Raw genomic sequence first — 15,695 nt, forward strand, 5'->3', positions numbered from 1 at the left:
ATTTTTTCCTATTTTAATAAGCTCAAAAAGTCTGAAACTGGATCATTTGGAACCATTTGAGCAGTGAGTTTCACACCTTTTTCTGCTAGTTTGTGGAAATCTTCCACATCCTTATCTACCACGTTGATAGAACGTGTGATAGAGCGAGTTTCTGGTGTTTGAGACATATTGCCGACGTTAAGTGTTTCAAGCGGTACACCTGCTTCGACCAAACCAAGGAAACGGTCTGGTTTACGTGCAACGATAAAGAGACGTTGGCTATCGTATTTACCAGCAAGGATATTTGCTGCTGCTTTCTCAACTGGCAAGATACTGAGTTTCACACCTGGTGGTGTCGCAAGTTTCAAACCACTCTTTTCAATATCGTTGTTAACAACTTCGTCGTCTACAACCATAATGCGTGAAACGTTTAGTTTTCCAGCCCAAAGATTGGCTACTTGACCGTGGATCAAACGTCCATCGATACGACATCCTACAATTGTCATAAGTTTTCCCCCTTTATGTGTTTTAGTGTAGGTTTACGAGTTAAATGAATCTCTTCTTTATATTCGCCCTCAGTTTCAAAGATGATGATGCGGTTAGCACCTTCCTTGAGATAACTATGAGGGATATAAAGTGAGAGGGTCGGGCCGACGTTCCAGAAACGTCCTAAGTGACGCCCGTTGACAAAGGCAACTCCCTTACCAAACTCAGACAAGTCTAAGTAGGTATCCTTCGGCTCTTCAACAGTAAAGTCGAAAGCGTAAAAGGCTGGTTGTCCTTCTGTCCATCCTTTTGAAAAATCAATTTTCTCAGGATTATCCAGTGGCAGTGGATATTGTTTCCAATTCAGTAAGAAATGTAGATCCTTGCAGACACCTGTTCGAATTCCTTTACGTTGCGTATCTGCCAAGAACTTATGTCCGTAGTTGACACGCCCCATATTTTCAATCAAGATGTCAATCTCTGAAAAGCCTTCTCGGTTGCCCTGACAGTAGATGTCTTCACCAATCTCTGTCTGGTATTGAGTGGCAATCCATTGACCACCTACATAAAGTTGAGCTCGGTCACGTCCATCAATGATACGGAGGCGTTCCTCTTCTGCATCCCAACTTGCCTCAGTGCGGTAGAGAAGGTAGCCATAACTTTGACCAAGTTCTTCCATCGCTTTTGGATAGAGGCTTTCAGTAGGACTAGAGAGATTATCCAGGGTTTCAAACAAGGAAACTTTTTCGACCAATGGAATGGACCCTATCTCCATGCTTTCCTTATAGAGTGGTTCCAACTGTGGATACTCTGGGAAGTGGGTTGCCATCATCTTCTTGACTGCTAAGTATTTAGCAGTTGGATTTCCTTCTTCATCGAGAAGGGCATCATAGTCGTAAGATGTGACTTGCGGCAAATCCAGAGTCCCTCGAGCCGAGCAACCATTCATGAAACCAAAGTTTGTCCCCCCATGGAACATGTAAAGGTTGATAGAGCCTTGCTCCAATACCTCTCGAACAGCTTCTGCCAATTCTTTAGGATCACGAGTGATGATGGGTTCTTTCCAACGGTTGAACCAACCATCCCAGAATTCCATACACATGAGGGGCCATTTCTTGCCATGCTCATCAAAGAATTCCTGCATCTGTGAAAAGTTGTACGGAGCTTTAGAACCGAAGTTTCCTGTCACAAAGAGATCGTCTTCGATCAAGGTTCCGGCTTTCAGAGTAGCCCTCCATGGGCCATCTGAAGTAAAGAGTGGGCAATCAATCCCTCGGTCTTCCATCAATTTCCGAATTGCTCGTAGATAAGACTTATCTTCTCCATAAGAGCCATATTCATTTTCGACTTGCATCATAAGAATGTTTCCACCATTATCCAACAAGCGAGGCACAAGCCTTGGCAATAATTGGTCATAATAGCGAGCAACAGCCTCGATGTAGGCCGGGTCGGACGAGCGAATTCGCATGTCCTTTGTCAAGAGCCAAGCCGGCAAGCCACCAAATTCCCATTCCGCACAGATAAATGGAGACGGGCGTACAATGGCATAGAGACCTAGATCTTGTGCAATTTGAAGAAATCTCTCCAAATTTCTGGCACCTTCAAAATCAAACTCCCCTTCAACAGGTTCGTGTAAATTCCAAGCCACATAGGTCTCGACTGTATTAAAGCCAAGCGCCTTTAAGTTATAGAGAGAATGATACCAATCCTCTGCTGGAATCCTAAAATAATGAATGGCGCCGGACAAAATCTTGAACGGTTTTTCGTCTAAATAGAAATCGTCCTCAATTTTAAATCTGGTCATGTTATTACCTCTGACGAATTAAGTTTGCGCTTTCATTTATTATAATATTAACTATAATCAAATCTTTTGCATTTGTCAATAGGTTTTAGAAAATTATTTAAAATTTTTCTATTTTTTTACTTACCGTTTACCGAAATTATCTAAAAATAGCATGAAAACGATCTTTTTATGTATGATAATTCACAAGAACATCAAATGAATTTTTTTACATGTAAAATAACATTTTTAGTCTATTATTTTAATTTTTTGACCTTAATACTACTCTTTTCTCTATATTTGTGGTAAAATCAAAATTGGAGAAAGAGAATCGAGGTGAAATTTATGGCTATTCCTAAATACCAATATATTAAAGATGAATTAAAAAACAAAATCATCTCTGGTCAATTTGCAAGTGGAGATAAATTTTATACAGAAGCCGAATTGATCGCGATGTACGATGTGAGTTCAATCACAGTTGTTCGTGCCTTGAACGACCTTGCTAAAGACGGCTACATTGTCCGCCAACAAGGTAAAGGTACTTTCGTTTCACGTGCCCGTAAGCACAAACTCGTTGAGTTTTCAGATGTCGAAATCTTTGAAACAAAAGACGATAAAGTTACTGTCCTTTCTATCGAGCGCGGAAACAAACTTGAATATTTAGATAAACTTGGACTACGTGGAGATCAATTCTACTATAAGATTGAACGTATTCGTCAGACAAACGACGTAACATACATCTACCACACATCTTATATTCCTGAGCAATACATCAATGCCAACTATCCAAATCTTGACTATTATAGCTCTATCTATACACGTTTCAAATTGGATTACCGCATTCACATGAGTGATGAACATTTTGAGGAAATCAACGAAATCGCATTCCCAACACCAGAGCATGCTGCTTCTGTACTCGGAATCGATACACAATTCCCAACTGTCTTCCAAACGAAGACTACAAAACTTGAGGCCACTGGCCAAGTCCTTGCCTATAGTGAAACTTATAAGCGAGCGGACTACTACAAAATCAAATTCATCTCATGCAATCGAGGTCATTAAGAAAAAGCCTGAGCCTAGCTCAGGCTTTTTCTCTATTCATTATAGCACGAGAAAGAAGTTGTGAAAACGCTATAAAGGACTCTTATTTAATTAGTAGCATTTTTACTAAAAACAAGGTAAATTTTCGTTTGGTTTTTTCTCTGTTTTATCCCTTATTAGCAAATTTCTCCTAAATCTTATGATTTCCTCTATTTATTATAGTTCTTATATAAACCCACTTGACATTTTACTCCTTAGATAATAAAATAAAATTGGTTTTATGTAAACGCTATCATATATGATAATAACAAGGAGGTTTTGTCATGAAACTAGAAAAGAAACAGCGCTTCTCCATCCGTAAATACGCGGTTGGGGCGGCTTCTGTACTTATAGGATTTGCTTTTAGCGCCCAAGTCGTATCTGCCGACGGAATTACTCCCGCTCCAACAGCTGAAGAAACTGTCCAAACGATTCAGGAGAGTCCACAAGCAGTCAAAGAAGCTGTAGACTCCAAGGTTCCAGAAAAACTGGAAGAAAAGGCTGACAAACCTGTAAAAGAGGAGGTCAAAGAAGACCAGGAGGTTCCTCGAACAGTTACTCCAAAAACAGAAGAGTCAAGCGCACCAGTTGTGACAGAAAATGCTACTCCAACTCCTACTGCCGAGAAAGAGAGTCCTGCCCCAGCTGAAACTCCTGCCGAAAGTACTCCTTCAGAAAAGAAAAATGAAGCCGTCACACCTGCAGTAGCCACTCCTAGCACGGAACGTGCAGCTCAGGTAAATGAAAAACTGGCAAAACGAAAAATGATCTCAATCGACGCTGGACGTAAGTACTTCTCTCCAGACCAACTCAAAGAAATCATCGACAAAGCCAAACACTACGGTTATACTGATCTTCATCTACTAGTTGGAAATGACGGCATGCGTTTTATGTTGGACGACATGACGATCAAAGCCAATGGCAAAACCTATGCAAGCGACGATGTCAAACGTGCACTTGAAAACGGAACCGATGCCTACTACAAGGATCCAAACGGCAACCATTTGACAGAAAGTCAGATGACGGACTTGATCAACTATGCTAAAAATAAAGGTATTGGCCTCATCCCAACTGTAAACAGCCCTGGTCACATGGATGCGATTTTGCATGCCATGAAAGAACTAGGTATCCAAAAACCGAACTTCAACTACTTTGGCAAGGAATCTGCTCGTACCGTTGACCTTGATAACAAAGAAGCGGTTGCATTTACCAAAGCTCTGATCGAAAAGTATGCTGCTTACTTCGCTGGCAAATCTGACATCTTCAATATCGGACTGGATGAGTACGCCAATGATGCTACAAACGCCAAAGGCTGGAGCGTTCTTCAAGCCTATAAATGGTATCCAGAAGATGGATTCCCTGACAAGGGTTATGATAAATTTATCGCCTACGCCAACGACCTTGCTCGCATCGTCAAATCTCACGGCCTCAAACCAATGGCTTTTAACGACGGTATCTACTACAATAGCGACACTAGCTTTGGAACCTTTGACAAAGACATCATCGTTTCTATGTGGACTGGTGGATGGGGCGGATACGACGTCGCTTCTTCTAAACTTCTAGTTGAAAAAGGCCACCAAATCCTTAATACAAACGATGCTTGGTACTACGTCCTTGGACGAAATGCCGATGGTCAAGGCTGGTACAACCTCGACCAAGGACTCAATGGTATCAAGAACACTCCAATCACTTCTGTACCAAAATCTGATGGGGCTACTATCCCGTTCATCGGGGGTATGGTAGCTGCTTGGGCGGATACCCCATCTGCACGCTATTCACCATCACGCCTCTTCAAACTCATGCGTAGCTTCGCAAATGCCAATGCTGAATACTTCGCAGCTGACTATGAGTCTGCTGAGCAAGCCCTGAAAGAAGTACCAACAGACCTTAACCGCTATACTGCAGAAAGTGTCGCAGCTGTAAAAGAAGCTGAAAAAGCCATTCGCTCACTCGATAACAACCTCAGCCGTGCCCAACAAGACACCATTGACCAAGCAATCGCGAAACTCCAAGAAGCTGTCAGCAATTTGACCTTCACACCAGAAGCTCAAAAAGAAGAAGACGCGAAACGCGAAGTTGAAAAGCTTGCCAAGAACAAAGTAATCTCTATCGATGCCGGACGTAAGTACTTCACGCTCGACCAACTCAAACGCATCGTAGACAAGGCGAGCGAGCTCGGCTACTCTGATGTGCATCTTCTCCTAGGAAATGATGGACTTCGCTTCCTCCTTGATGACATGACCATCACAGCTAACGGAAAAACTTATGCAAGTGACGATGTCAAAAATGCCATCATTGAAGGAACAAAAGCTTACTACGATGATCCAAACGGAACCACTCTTAGCCAGGCTGAAATCACTGAATTGATCGAGTACGCAAAATCAAAAGGCCTCGGACTCATCCCAGCGATCAACAGCCCAGGTCACATGGATGCCATGCTCGTCGCTATGGAAAAACTTGGAATCAAGAATCCTCAAGCCAACTTTGACAAGGTCTCCAAAACAACCATGGACCTTGAAAACGAAGAAGCTATGAACTTTGTTAAGGCCCTCATCGGCAAGTACATGGACTTCTTTGCAGGCAAGACTAAGATTTTCAACTACGGTACGGACGAATATGCCAATGATGCCACCAACGCTCAAGGCTGGTACTACCTCAAATGGTATGGACTCTATGGCAAGTTTGCTGAGTACTCTAACACCCTTGCTGCCATGGCCAAAGAAAGAGGCCTTCAACCAATGGCCTTCAACGATGGTTTCTACTATGAAGACAAGGATGATGTTGAGTTTGACAAGGATGTCATCATCTCTTACTGGTCTAAGGGATGGTGGGGCTATAACCTTGCAACGCCTCAGTACCTAGCAAGCAAAGGCTATAAACTCCTCAATACCAACGGAGACTGGTACTACGTCCTAGGCAATCACAAACCAGACGAAGCCTACCCACTATCAAAAGCACTTGAAAACTCTGGCAAAGTACCATTTAACCAGCTTGCTTCTACCAAGTATCCAGAAGTAGACCTTCCAACCGTCGGAAGCATGCTTGCTATCTGGGCAGACAAACCAAGTGCCGAGTACAAGGAAGAAGAAATCTTTGAACTCATGACTGCCTTTGCAGACCATAACAAAGACTACTTCCGCGCTAACTACAATGCCCTCCGCGAGGAGCTTACTCAAATCCCTGCAAACTTGGATGGATACAGCAAGGAAAGCTTGGAGGTCTTAAATGTAGCTAAAGAAGCTCTCAACTACAACCTCAACCGTAACAAACAAGCCGAGTTAGATGCTCTCGTAGCCAAACTCAAGGCAGCCCGCCTAGGCCTTAAACCAGCAGCAACCCACTCAGGAAGCCTCGATGAAAACGAACTAGCTGCCAATGTCGAAACCAAACCGGAACTCATCACAAGAGCAGAAAAGATTCCATTTGAAGTTATCAAGAAGGAAAATCCGAACCTCCCAGCCGGTCAAGAAAAGATCATCACACCAGGTGTAGAGGGCGAACGCACTCATTACATCTCTGTCCTTACTGAAAATGGTAAACAAACAGAAACGGTTATAGATAGCCAAGTAACCAAAGAACCTGTGACCCAAGTGGTTGAAATCGGCGCCCCTATTACTCACAAAGGGGATGAACACGGTCTTGCTCCAGCCGCAGAAACAAAACCAAGACTGGATATCCAAGAGGAAAAGATTCCGTTCACTACCGTAACACGTGAAAATCCACTCTTGCTCAAAGGGAAGACTCAAGTCGTTACTAAAGGCGCTAACGGTCATCGCAGCCATTACTACTCTGTAAGCACTAGTGCTGACGGTAAGGAAGTGAAAACTCTTGTAGATAGCCTTGTGACTCAAGAAGCAGTGACCCAAGTTATTGAAGTCGGAACCCTTGTAACCCATGTAGGAGACGAACACGGTCTTGCTCCAGCCGCAGAAACAAAACCAAGACTGGATATCCAAGAGGAAGAAATTCCATTCACTACTGTGACACGTGAAAATCCTCAATTACCAAAAGGACAAACGCAAGTTGTTACTAAAGGGGCTAACGGCCACCGTACTGCCTTCTACTCTGTAAGCACTAGTGCTGATGGAAAAGAAGAAAGAACGCTTGTCAATAGCGTGGTAACACAGGAAACGGTCGCTCAGGTGGTCGAAGTCGGCACTGCCGTTGAGAAAGCTGAGCAAACTGCACCAACTACTGCCAAAGCAGATGAAAAACAACTCCCTGCAACAGGAAGTCAAGACTCTGCAGGCTTGGTCGCAGCAGGACTCATGGCGACTCTAGCATCCTACGGACTGACTAAGAGAAAAGAAGACTAAGATTCTTCTAAGAGAATACGAAAAAGCGAGATTGAATCTCGCTTTTTTATTTTATGATTAGTCACCAAGTCCGATACGTTCGAAGATATCATCTACTCGTTTGGTGTAGTATGCAGGGTTGAAGATTTCATCGATCTCCTCTTGAGTGAGGCGTGATGTCACTTCTGGATCTGCTTCGAGAAGCGGTTTGAAGTCTACTTGGTTGTCCCAAGAGTGGGCTGTTTTTGGTTGCACCAAGTCGTAGGCTTGTTCACGCGTCATGCCTTTTTCGATCAAGGTCAACATAGCACGTTGACTAAAGATAAGACCAAACGTAGAGTTCATGTTGCGGATCATGTTTTCTGGGAAGACCGTCAAATTCTTGACAATATTTCCAAAGCGGTTGAGCATGTAGTCAATCAAAATAGTCGTATCTGGTGTGATGATACGCTCAGCTGATGAGTGAGAAATATCACGTTCGTGCCAAAGAGCAACGTTCTCATAGGCCGTCACCATGTGACCACGGATAACACGCGCCAAACCTGTCATATTTTCAGAACCGATTGGGTTGCGTTTGTGAGGCATTGCAGATGAACCTTTTTGCCCTTTGGCAAAGAACTCTTCCACTTCGCGCTGCTCAGACTTTTGCAAACCACGGATTTCAGTCGCCATACGCTCGATAGAAGTTGCGATGCTGGCAAGAACTGCAAAATACTCAGCGTGAAGGTCACGAGGAAGCACCTGTGTAGAGATTTCTTGAGCACGGATACCCAGTTTGTCGCAGACATATTGCTCTACAAATGGAGGAATGTTGGCAAAGTTACCAACCGCGCCAGAGATTTTCCCAGCTTCTACACCAGTAGCCGCATGCTCGAAACGCTCGATATTACGCTTCATTTCACTGTACCAAGTCGCCAATTTAAGACCAAAAGTTGTTGGCTCCGCATGCACACCGTGGGTACGACCCATCATGATGGTGAACTTGTGCTCCTTAGCCTTATCAGCGATGATGTTGGTGAAGTTTTCAAGGTCACGACGAATGATGTCGTTGGCTTGCTTGTAAAGGTAACCATAGGCAGTATCCACCACGTCGGTAGAGGTCAACCCATAGTGGACCCACTTGCGCTCTTCGCCAAGCGTCTCAGAAACCGCACGCGTGAAGGCCACCACATCATGGCGTGTCTCCTGCTCAATCTCCAAAATCCGGTCGATATCGAAGTCCGCCTTCTCGCGGATCAAAGCCACATCTTCCTTAGGGATTTCCCCCAACTCAGCCCATGCCTCGTCAGCCAAGATTTCCACCTCAAGCCAAGCACGGTATTTATTTTCTTCACTCCAAATGTTCGCCATCTCAGGGCGAGAGTAACGGTTGATCATGGTTGTTTCTCCTTAATAAATATTTTCATCTTAAATTATTTAAAATATCCATTTCTTCCTTAGTATATGAAGTATAATTTTGTTGTTTTTTACTTGTTAGACGTAACAGAGTCATCGAATTAATTGAAATCGAAAAAACTATACCGCTTAAAATAGCACCTATCACAAGGAATATTAAACCTACTATCCCTCTTAAAAAAATTGAAGTAACTGATACAAATTGAATTAGGGATATCATACTCAAAGTACAGTTTGCAAATAATTGAACTTGTAACTTATTAAACCGCCAATATAAGTCAAAATAATTTTCATTAAATTCTTCCTTAAATTTTGAAGATATTACTATTTTTTTGGCAAGTGTATTAATATCAAAATAGTAATTTATATATATATTTAAAATAGCGAAAGCAAGAAGTGTATATAGCAATTTATTATTTGTAATAATACATAATAAAATTATAAAAACAAAGTCAAATAATATCACATTTGTTTTTTTTAATATATATATAATTGACAACTTATATTTAGAAAATTTCTCTAACATTTATAGATAATCCTTTAATTTTTTATTACCATCTCTATTTGGAGTGGTTGTTACTATTTAAACTTACAGTCCTAAATACTTTATATTTAACATCAACTTCTTCCAAAAACCTTCGATAATTATGTCATCTTCATTTATATAAAGACTACTTTTTAACACCATAATTACAAATCTCTTATCATAAGTAAAAGCTTGAATAGAGAGGTAATATCCTAATAAAACCAATATTATCAGTAGTATTATCTAACCAATAAAACTATTTTCTATACTATTTTCATTACCTATCCATAGTAACTCTAAAAGTTTTTCTCTAGTAATAATATCTTTAAGAAGAGTAATATATGTTGTACTTACAAAAATCGAAATGGTAGCTAAAACACCACAACTCCAATTTGCAAAATTCGCTATCTTCTTTAATGAAGATTCTATATCACCAATCAATAATTTTTTTGAATCGTCATCTAATAATTGACTCTTTTTAATATATATCGCTAAGTTTTTTATATCAGATCTCTCAAAAAGAATTATCATTCGGTAAAACACTCCCAAAAGTACTAAAAAAGGAAGTGCTACTATATTATTTTCATCCAGTTCACCGTTTACAATTAAAAAAAGTAAAACCAACATTCCATACAATAATATATACTTGAAGAATTTATTTGTAATAGAATCAATCAAGCTTATCTTACTTCTCAAAAATTTTTTTACTTCAAAATATTTTATCGGCATTTAATTCCTTTCTGGACTCTTACATATCATACATCATTTCACTAAACAAAGTCACATGTCCCATTTTGCGGTTGTGCTTCGCTTCTATTTTACCATACAAATGGAGGCGGGCGCTTGTTCCTTTATTTCTATTTTATCAAAAGAAAAATGCCTTCATCCTGAACTCAGTTCCTCAGAAACTTTCTCTTTTTTCAGCATTTTCTTTGAATTTCTTACATTTACTTCTAATCTTAAATTTTGTGCTTCAAAATTGATAGACCTATTATTCATCCTTCTCTTCACTATCAGGTTCATTAAGTGGGCTTGGTAAATCTAAATGCCTAATAGTATCAGATAGCCCTTGAATAGACTTTAATATTCCAGAATCTATTTTAGGTATTTGAATATTATGGAACACTTCCATCATAGATTTGACCGCATTATTAAAAGCAAGATTGTTAGCATAAAACCTATCCATTGCTGGTCTTATTACTTCTGATACTGTTTTAGATAAAGATGATAAGCTAGCCAGAAACTCTGGATCAAAAATATCATTTGTAAGTTTTCTAGTTGCTTCAAAATCCCATTTCTCGAGCATACTATATTCAAGCTCTTCTAATTCTTTAATTACATCTGACAATAACAAATCTATTTTTTTGTAACGCCTATAGGTTAGTGTGTGAAAATGCATAACATCATTTCTGTACTCTCTTATTCTATCGTAGTTATTTTTGAGTACATCAACTTCTTCACTATTAGTGAATGGTGTAAAATGTTTTTCCCATATAGTGATTGGAAACAAATTTCTTATCATTTCTTTCAGAATATATTCATTCTTATTTTGAAAATCTTTAAAATGAATAGTTAAGTCACGAACTGGATTTATATTTATTTCAAATATCAACGAATGTAGTTCAGCTATTTGCAACCTTTCAATTTGTTCAATTGTATGAATTTTTGATAAATCTAATTTATCATTAGTCTGTTCCTTAACAATCCTTATAATATCCTCATCCTCGAGTTGAGACAAAGCTAATACAAAAATTTTTCGTAATAACGATTCATATGTTTGAAATTTAGGATAAAGCCTATTCGAAAAATACATAGATAAACTATTAGATAGAATTGAATATTTCAAACGATTTTTTCCTAAAAATTCTCTAAATTTTGAAAGGAAATCTCCGAACTTTTTAGCTGAATTCAATTTAGATTTGCTGTATTCATAGCTAAGTATAATTTTAACTAGCCCCCTTCGAAATTGATAGGTATTTATTGTAAAATCGTCATCTTTGAAAGCACACTTATATTTAGCTAAATGCCCTTCTATATACTTATCACCAACTTCAACTTGACTATAAGAAGTAATACTAATTATTTTTGAGCTAAGAAATAATTCATCAAGTTTAGCAATGTTAATATTTTTAGTTAATAACTCTACCTCAAATTGCATATTAATTTCTAAAAATCAATCCCTTCCCCTAATTCTACCACACTATTTAGCGCATCACTAAACAAAGTTATATGCCCTACCCTACGGTTGTGCTTGTCTTCTATGGTCACTTATTTACCGCCCACTCCGCTGCTTTCTCTGCATGAATCACTGTTGTGTCATAGAGTGGCAGGTCAGTGTCGGATTGCTTGACGAGGAGACCAATCTCGGTACAACCCAAGATAACAGCTTCAGCACCTGCTTTTTTCAATTCATCTATAATGGCAAGATAAGTCTGCTTTGAGCTTTCTTTGATGTTCCCTAGGCAAAGTTCGTCATAAATGATTCGATTGACCTCTGTAATTCCAGCTTGGTCTGGAATCAGCACTTCTAACCCAGACTCTATTAATTTCTCCTTGTAAAAATCTTGAGTCATGGTGTACTTGGTCCCTAAGAGGCCGACTTTTTGAATACCGTCAGCCAACAAGGCCTGCGCAGTTGCCTGCGCAATATGCAAGATTGGAATCGTAATCTTTTCTTGTATCTGCGGAGCAACCTTGTGCATGGTGTTGGTACAAATAACGATGAAATCCGCACCTGCTTGCTCCAGGCGCTGAGCAACATCTGCCAAAAGTTGACCGCTTTTCTCCCAGTCTCCAACTGCTTGATAATGCTCAATCTCTGCAAAATCAACACTATAAAGTAGAATCTTAGCAGAATGCAGGCCACCCAGCTCTTTTTTGATGATTTCGTTGATGATTTGGTAGTAAGATGTGGTACTTTCCCAACTCATACCACCAATCAGACCGATTGTTTTCATAGACTAATCAAACTCCTCCTTGCTTATCGCCACCGTCTGTCATTTCAAAAATCAATCCCTTTCCCAAACTCCTCCACCTCATCCGGCACATCACTAAACAACGTCACATGTCCCATTTTGCGGTTGTGCTTCGCTTCTATTTTACCATATAGGTGGAGGTGGGCGCTTGGATTTTCTGTGACATATTTTTCAGCGGCTTCGACATGCTGGCCGAGGACATTGAGCATAACGGCTGGCGCATGTAATTTAATTGCTGGCAATGGTGCTCCTAGAACGCCCAGAATATGGGTATCAAACTGAGAGAAGTCGCAGGCTTCGATAGAGTAGTGACCAGAGTTATGTGGGCGTGGGGCGATTTCATTGACGATGATGTCATCCGCTGTCGCAAACATTTCCACGCAGAGGGTTCCAGACAAATTGAGTTGCTCAGCGATTCTCACTGCCATAGCTTTGGCTTTTTCAGCTAGACTTTCTGAAATGCGAGCAGGCACAATAGTTTTTGAAAGGATGTTATTGCAATGGATATTTTCCTGAACCGGAAAAACTGTCACATCCTTGCCATTGCCTGACACGATGACAGAAATTTCAAGGTCAAAGTTGACGAATTCTTCCAAGACACAGTCTGCTGAGTCGGCTAGTGCACGGGCTTCTTCCAAGTCTGCTTCTGAACGAATAACCTTTTGTCCATGCCCATCATAGCCACCTGTCGCAGTCTTTAGGACATAGTTTTTAGAAAGGTCAATATCTGCCAAATCTTGATTTGAAGTCACAACCTTGTAGGGTGCCACAGTGACTTGAGCCTTATTTGAAAGAAAGTCCTTCTCAAAGATACGGTTTTGTGAAATGCGGAGCAGGTCTGTTCCTTGAGGGAGTTGTCCATCCTTGATGACAGCATCCAAGCCGTCAGCATCGACATTTTCAAACTCATAGGTGAGGACATCGCAACGCTCAGCCAACTGACGGAGGGCATCCACATCGTTATAAGGAGCCACTATGATCTCCGCCACGCGAGAGGCTGGGCAATCCGCCACAGGATCCAGCGCGATGACCTTGTGCCCCATGTAGATAGCAGAAATGGCCATCATCTGCCCCAGCTGACCGCCACCGATAATTCCGATTGTTTTAGACGAGCTCATTTGTAGACTCCTCTGCAATTTTTCCTTGTTCTTCTGCGAAATCTGCTAATGCTGTAGCAATAGCCTGGTCCTCTACTGAAAGGAGACGGAGGGCAAAGAGGGCCGCATTTGTCGCTCCTGCTTCACCGATAGCCATCGTCGCAACAGGCACACCACCTGGCATCTGTACGATAGAGTAGAGTGAGTCCACGCCACTAAGAGCACGCGATTTGACAGGTACACCGATGACAGGAAGGGTTGTTTTGGCTGCGACCATTCCTGGCAAATGGGCTGCGCCACCTGCACCTGCGATAATGACCTTGATACCGCGACTACGAGCTTCCTCCGCATGTCTGAACATGAGGTCTGGAGTACGGTGGGCAGAGACAACTTTCTTTTCGTAAGCTACACCGAAGCGGTCTAGAACTTCTGCTGTTTTTTGCATGGTTGCCCAGTCGGATTTTGAGCCCATGATGATGGAAATTACTGGTTTCATTTTTTCTCCTTTTTCTTCCTTTCAACAATCACCTTAGGTTGTGAGGGACGGCAGCGGCCACCAAAGGTGTCTCATGCCTAAATCGGAAGCCCAAGGTCTTCCGATTTCCCTAAACGATTAGCTTATAATCCAATTGTTCTTTCACAACGGCGGTGATTGTTATTTTATTGCTCGCTAATGCTCGCAAGTTATGCAACCATTATCGTATTTGGCAAATTCGTCGCGTTATTCTTATATCGTTACTTAATTGCCTTGCTTCCGATATCTGTTCGGTAAAAGAGTCCTTCTGTTTTTTGTTGCGATAGTACTTGGTAGATGGTTTCTCGGGCTTCTTTGACGGTTTCTGCTGTGGTGACGAGCATATAGACACGTCCACCGTTTGATAGCAGTGCTCTGCTATTTTCCGCAAACTTAGCCCCTGCATAGTAAGTGATGATATCCCCCTCGGTTTTTACTGGCAATTCAACACCTTTTTCATAGTCTAGTGGGTATCCGTTCGAAGCGACAACCACACCCAGAGTCACACCATTGTCCGTCCATGTGATGTTTGGCTCCTTACCATCGAGGATATCCGTAATATTTTGTGCAAAGTTAGATGTCAAACGAGGTAGGATAATCTGAGTTTCAGGATCTCCGAAGCGAGCGTTAAACTCGATAACCTTAGGTCCATCAGCTGTCAAGATAAGCCCTGCGTAAAGAACTCCCAGATAAGGACGACCTTCCTGAATCATGCCCTCTAGGACTGGCTTGACAATAGTCTCAACCGCTGTATCAACTACACTCTGTGGCAAGTGTGGAACTGGCGCATAGGCACCCATACCACCAGTGTTAGGCCCCTTGTCACCATCATAGGCACGTTTGTGATCCTGAGCCGTTGGCATGATGTAGAACTTGTCGCCATTGACAAAGGCAAAAAGTGAAAATTCCTCTCCGTCAAGGAATTCCTCGATGACCACACGCGCACCTGAGTCACCAAATTTATTGTCCAAAAGCATCTCGTGAGCGGCTTCGACAGCTTGCTCAACCGTCTCCGCAACGACGACACCTTTCCCAAGCGCCAAGCCATCCGCCTTGACTACGATAGGCGCACCCTGTTTTTCAATATAGGCTTTAGCTTCCTCAAAATCAGAAAAAGTCCCATAGGCTGCTGTCGGAACGCCGTATTTGACCATGATTTCCTTGGCAAAATCCTTGGACCACTCCAGCTCCGCCGCCAATCTTGTCGGACCAAAGGCTTTGAGACCAGCTGCATTGAACTCATCCACAATCCCAGCCGCAAGGGCGTCATCTGGCCCGATAAAGGACCAAGCAATATCGTTAGCTTTTGCAAACTCAATCAATTTAAAATGTTCGGAAATAGAGATGTTTACTAACTCCAAACCATCCAGAGTCATCCCGTCATTTCCAGGAGCTACAAAGACCTTTTCAACACCGTTAGACTCCAGCAACTTCTTAGCAATGGCATGTTCACGACCACCCGAACCGACAACAAGCAGTTTCATTTCTCAACCTCTTTTGCGAATTATTTACTAATATTATACCATAAACGTTCGTTATAATCTTGTTTTGCTCCGCATTTTTACGCA

12 protein-coding genes and 2 pseudogenes are annotated in these 15,695 nt (G+C 41.5%); 2 read left to right on the plus strand and 12 right to left on the minus strand.

Features of this window, described 5'->3' with window-relative positions; genetic code table 11:
- Window positions 1-8 precede the first annotated feature (8 nt).
- Entirely contained in the window at window positions 9-485 is a 477-nt protein-coding gene (locus HMPREF0849_RS09120; RefSeq protein WP_000156968.1) for a PTS sugar transporter subunit IIB, read from the minus strand.
- On the minus strand, window positions 482-2,269 hold the full coding sequence (locus HMPREF0849_RS09125; protein ID WP_000196611.1) for a glycoside hydrolase family 35 protein: 1,788 nt from the start codon (window positions 2,267-2,269) through the stop codon (window positions 482-484). Before HMPREF0849_RS09125 ends, HMPREF0849_RS09120 begins: the two co-directional genes overlap by 4 nt.
- Window positions 2,270-2,590: 321 nt before the next feature.
- On the opposite strand from HMPREF0849_RS09125, the gene HMPREF0849_RS09130 reads away from it, so the two are divergent.
- Both HMPREF0849_RS09130 and strH read left to right on the plus strand, forming a co-directional pair.
- A complete protein-coding gene (locus tag HMPREF0849_RS09130; protein ID WP_001007181.1) occupies window positions 2,591-3,307 on the plus strand; it encodes a GntR family transcriptional regulator in 717 nt (238 codons plus the stop codon).
- Window positions 3,308-3,609: 302 nt separating this feature from the next.
- Complete coding sequence (gene strH / locus HMPREF0849_RS09135; protein ID WP_000764175.1) at window positions 3,610-7,641, plus strand: LPXTG-anchored beta-N-acetylhexosaminidase StrH; 4,032 nt, start codon at window positions 3,610-3,612, stop codon at window positions 7,639-7,641.
- 57 nt (window positions 7,642-7,698) lie between these two features.
- On the opposite strand, the gene purB is transcribed toward strH, so the two are convergent.
- The 10 genes and pseudogenes from purB to purD all read right to left on the minus strand — a co-directional run bounded on the left by purB (window position 7,699) and on the right by purD (window position 15,611).
- The gene (gene purB, locus HMPREF0849_RS09140) at window positions 7,699-8,997 is read right to left on the minus strand and encodes an adenylosuccinate lyase (protein ID WP_000610731.1); all 1,299 of its coding nucleotides are present in this window, start codon (window positions 8,995-8,997) and stop codon (window positions 7,699-7,701) included.
- Between the two features lie 25 nt (window positions 8,998-9,022).
- The gene (locus HMPREF0849_RS09145) at window positions 9,023-9,541 is read right to left on the minus strand and encodes a hypothetical protein (RefSeq protein ID WP_000890289.1); all 519 of its coding nucleotides are present in this window, start codon (window positions 9,539-9,541) and stop codon (window positions 9,023-9,025) included.
- A 243-nt stretch (window positions 9,542-9,784) separates the two neighbouring features.
- A complete protein-coding gene (locus tag HMPREF0849_RS09150) occupies window positions 9,785-10,270 on the minus strand; it encodes a hypothetical protein (protein ID WP_001121911.1) in 486 nt (161 codons plus the stop codon).
- 19 nt (window positions 10,271-10,289) lie between these two features.
- Window positions 10,290-10,385 (minus strand): annotated as a pseudogene (locus tag HMPREF0849_RS10600) (hypothetical protein); the annotation flags it as partial.
- A 147-nt stretch (window positions 10,386-10,532) separates the two neighbouring features.
- On the minus strand, window positions 10,533-11,699 hold the full coding sequence (locus HMPREF0849_RS09155; protein ID WP_001159293.1) for a hypothetical protein: 1,167 nt from the start codon (window positions 11,697-11,699) through the stop codon (window positions 10,533-10,535).
- An 8-nt stretch (window positions 11,700-11,707) separates the two neighbouring features.
- Window positions 11,708-11,803 (minus strand): annotated as a pseudogene (locus HMPREF0849_RS10800) (phosphoribosylaminoimidazole carboxylase); the annotation flags it as partial.
- Window positions 11,804-11,805: 2 nt separating this feature from the next.
- Window positions 11,806-12,498, minus strand: a complete 693-nt coding sequence (locus HMPREF0849_RS09160; RefSeq protein WP_000848592.1) for an aspartate/glutamate racemase family protein — start codon at window positions 12,496-12,498, stop codon at window positions 11,806-11,808.
- A 44-nt stretch (window positions 12,499-12,542) separates the two neighbouring features.
- Window positions 12,543-13,634, minus strand: a complete 1,092-nt coding sequence (gene purK, locus HMPREF0849_RS09165; protein ID WP_000099068.1) for a 5-(carboxyamino)imidazole ribonucleotide synthase — start codon at window positions 13,632-13,634, stop codon at window positions 12,543-12,545.
- Entirely contained in the window at window positions 13,621-14,109 is a 489-nt protein-coding gene (gene purE, locus HMPREF0849_RS09170; RefSeq protein ID WP_000805607.1) for a 5-(carboxyamino)imidazole ribonucleotide mutase, read from the minus strand. The genes purK and purE overlap by 14 nt, the downstream gene beginning before the upstream one ends.
- Before the next feature lie 239 nt (window positions 14,110-14,348).
- Window positions 14,349-15,611, minus strand: a complete 1,263-nt coding sequence (gene purD, locus HMPREF0849_RS09175; protein WP_000772244.1) for a phosphoribosylamine--glycine ligase — start codon at window positions 15,609-15,611, stop codon at window positions 14,349-14,351.
- Window positions 15,612-15,695: the final 84 nt, after the last annotated feature.

This window comes from Streptococcus sp. C300 (assembly GCF_000187645.1).
GTDB lineage: Bacteria > Bacillota > Bacilli > Lactobacillales > Streptococcaceae > Streptococcus > Streptococcus oralis_CQ.

Coding starts and splice junctions, on each gene's coding strand:
- HMPREF0849_RS09120 (WP_000156968.1), bottom strand. CDS start 485: ATGACAATTGTAGGATGTCGTATCGATGGACGTTTGATCCACGGTCAA.
- HMPREF0849_RS09125 (WP_000196611.1), bottom strand. CDS start 2,269: ATGACCAGATTTAAAATTGAGGACGATTTCTATTTAGACGAAAAACCG.
- HMPREF0849_RS09130 (WP_001007181.1), top strand. CDS start 2,591: ATGGCTATTCCTAAATACCAATATATTAAAGATGAATTAAAAAACAAA.
- strH (WP_000764175.1), top strand. CDS start 3,610: ATGAAACTAGAAAAGAAACAGCGCTTCTCCATCCGTAAATACGCGGTT.
- purB (WP_000610731.1), bottom strand. CDS start 8,997: ATGATCAACCGTTACTCTCGCCCTGAGATGGCGAACATTTGGAGTGAA.
- HMPREF0849_RS09145 (WP_000890289.1), bottom strand. CDS start 9,541: ATGTTAGAGAAATTTTCTAAATATAAGTTGTCAATTATATATATATTA.
- HMPREF0849_RS09150 (WP_001121911.1), bottom strand. CDS start 10,270: ATGCCGATAAAATATTTTGAAGTAAAAAAATTTTTGAGAAGTAAGATA.
- HMPREF0849_RS09155 (WP_001159293.1), bottom strand. CDS start 11,699: ATGCAATTTGAGGTAGAGTTATTAACTAAAAATATTAACATTGCTAAA.
- HMPREF0849_RS09160 (WP_000848592.1), bottom strand. CDS start 12,498: ATGAAAACAATCGGTCTGATTGGTGGTATGAGTTGGGAAAGTACCACA.
- purK (WP_000099068.1), bottom strand. CDS start 13,634: ATGAGCTCGTCTAAAACAATCGGAATTATCGGTGGCGGTCAGCTGGGG.
- purE (WP_000805607.1), bottom strand. CDS start 14,109: ATGAAACCAGTAATTTCCATCATCATGGGCTCAAAATCCGACTGGGCA.
- purD (WP_000772244.1), bottom strand. CDS start 15,611: ATGAAACTGCTTGTTGTCGGTTCGGGTGGTCGTGAACATGCCATTGCT.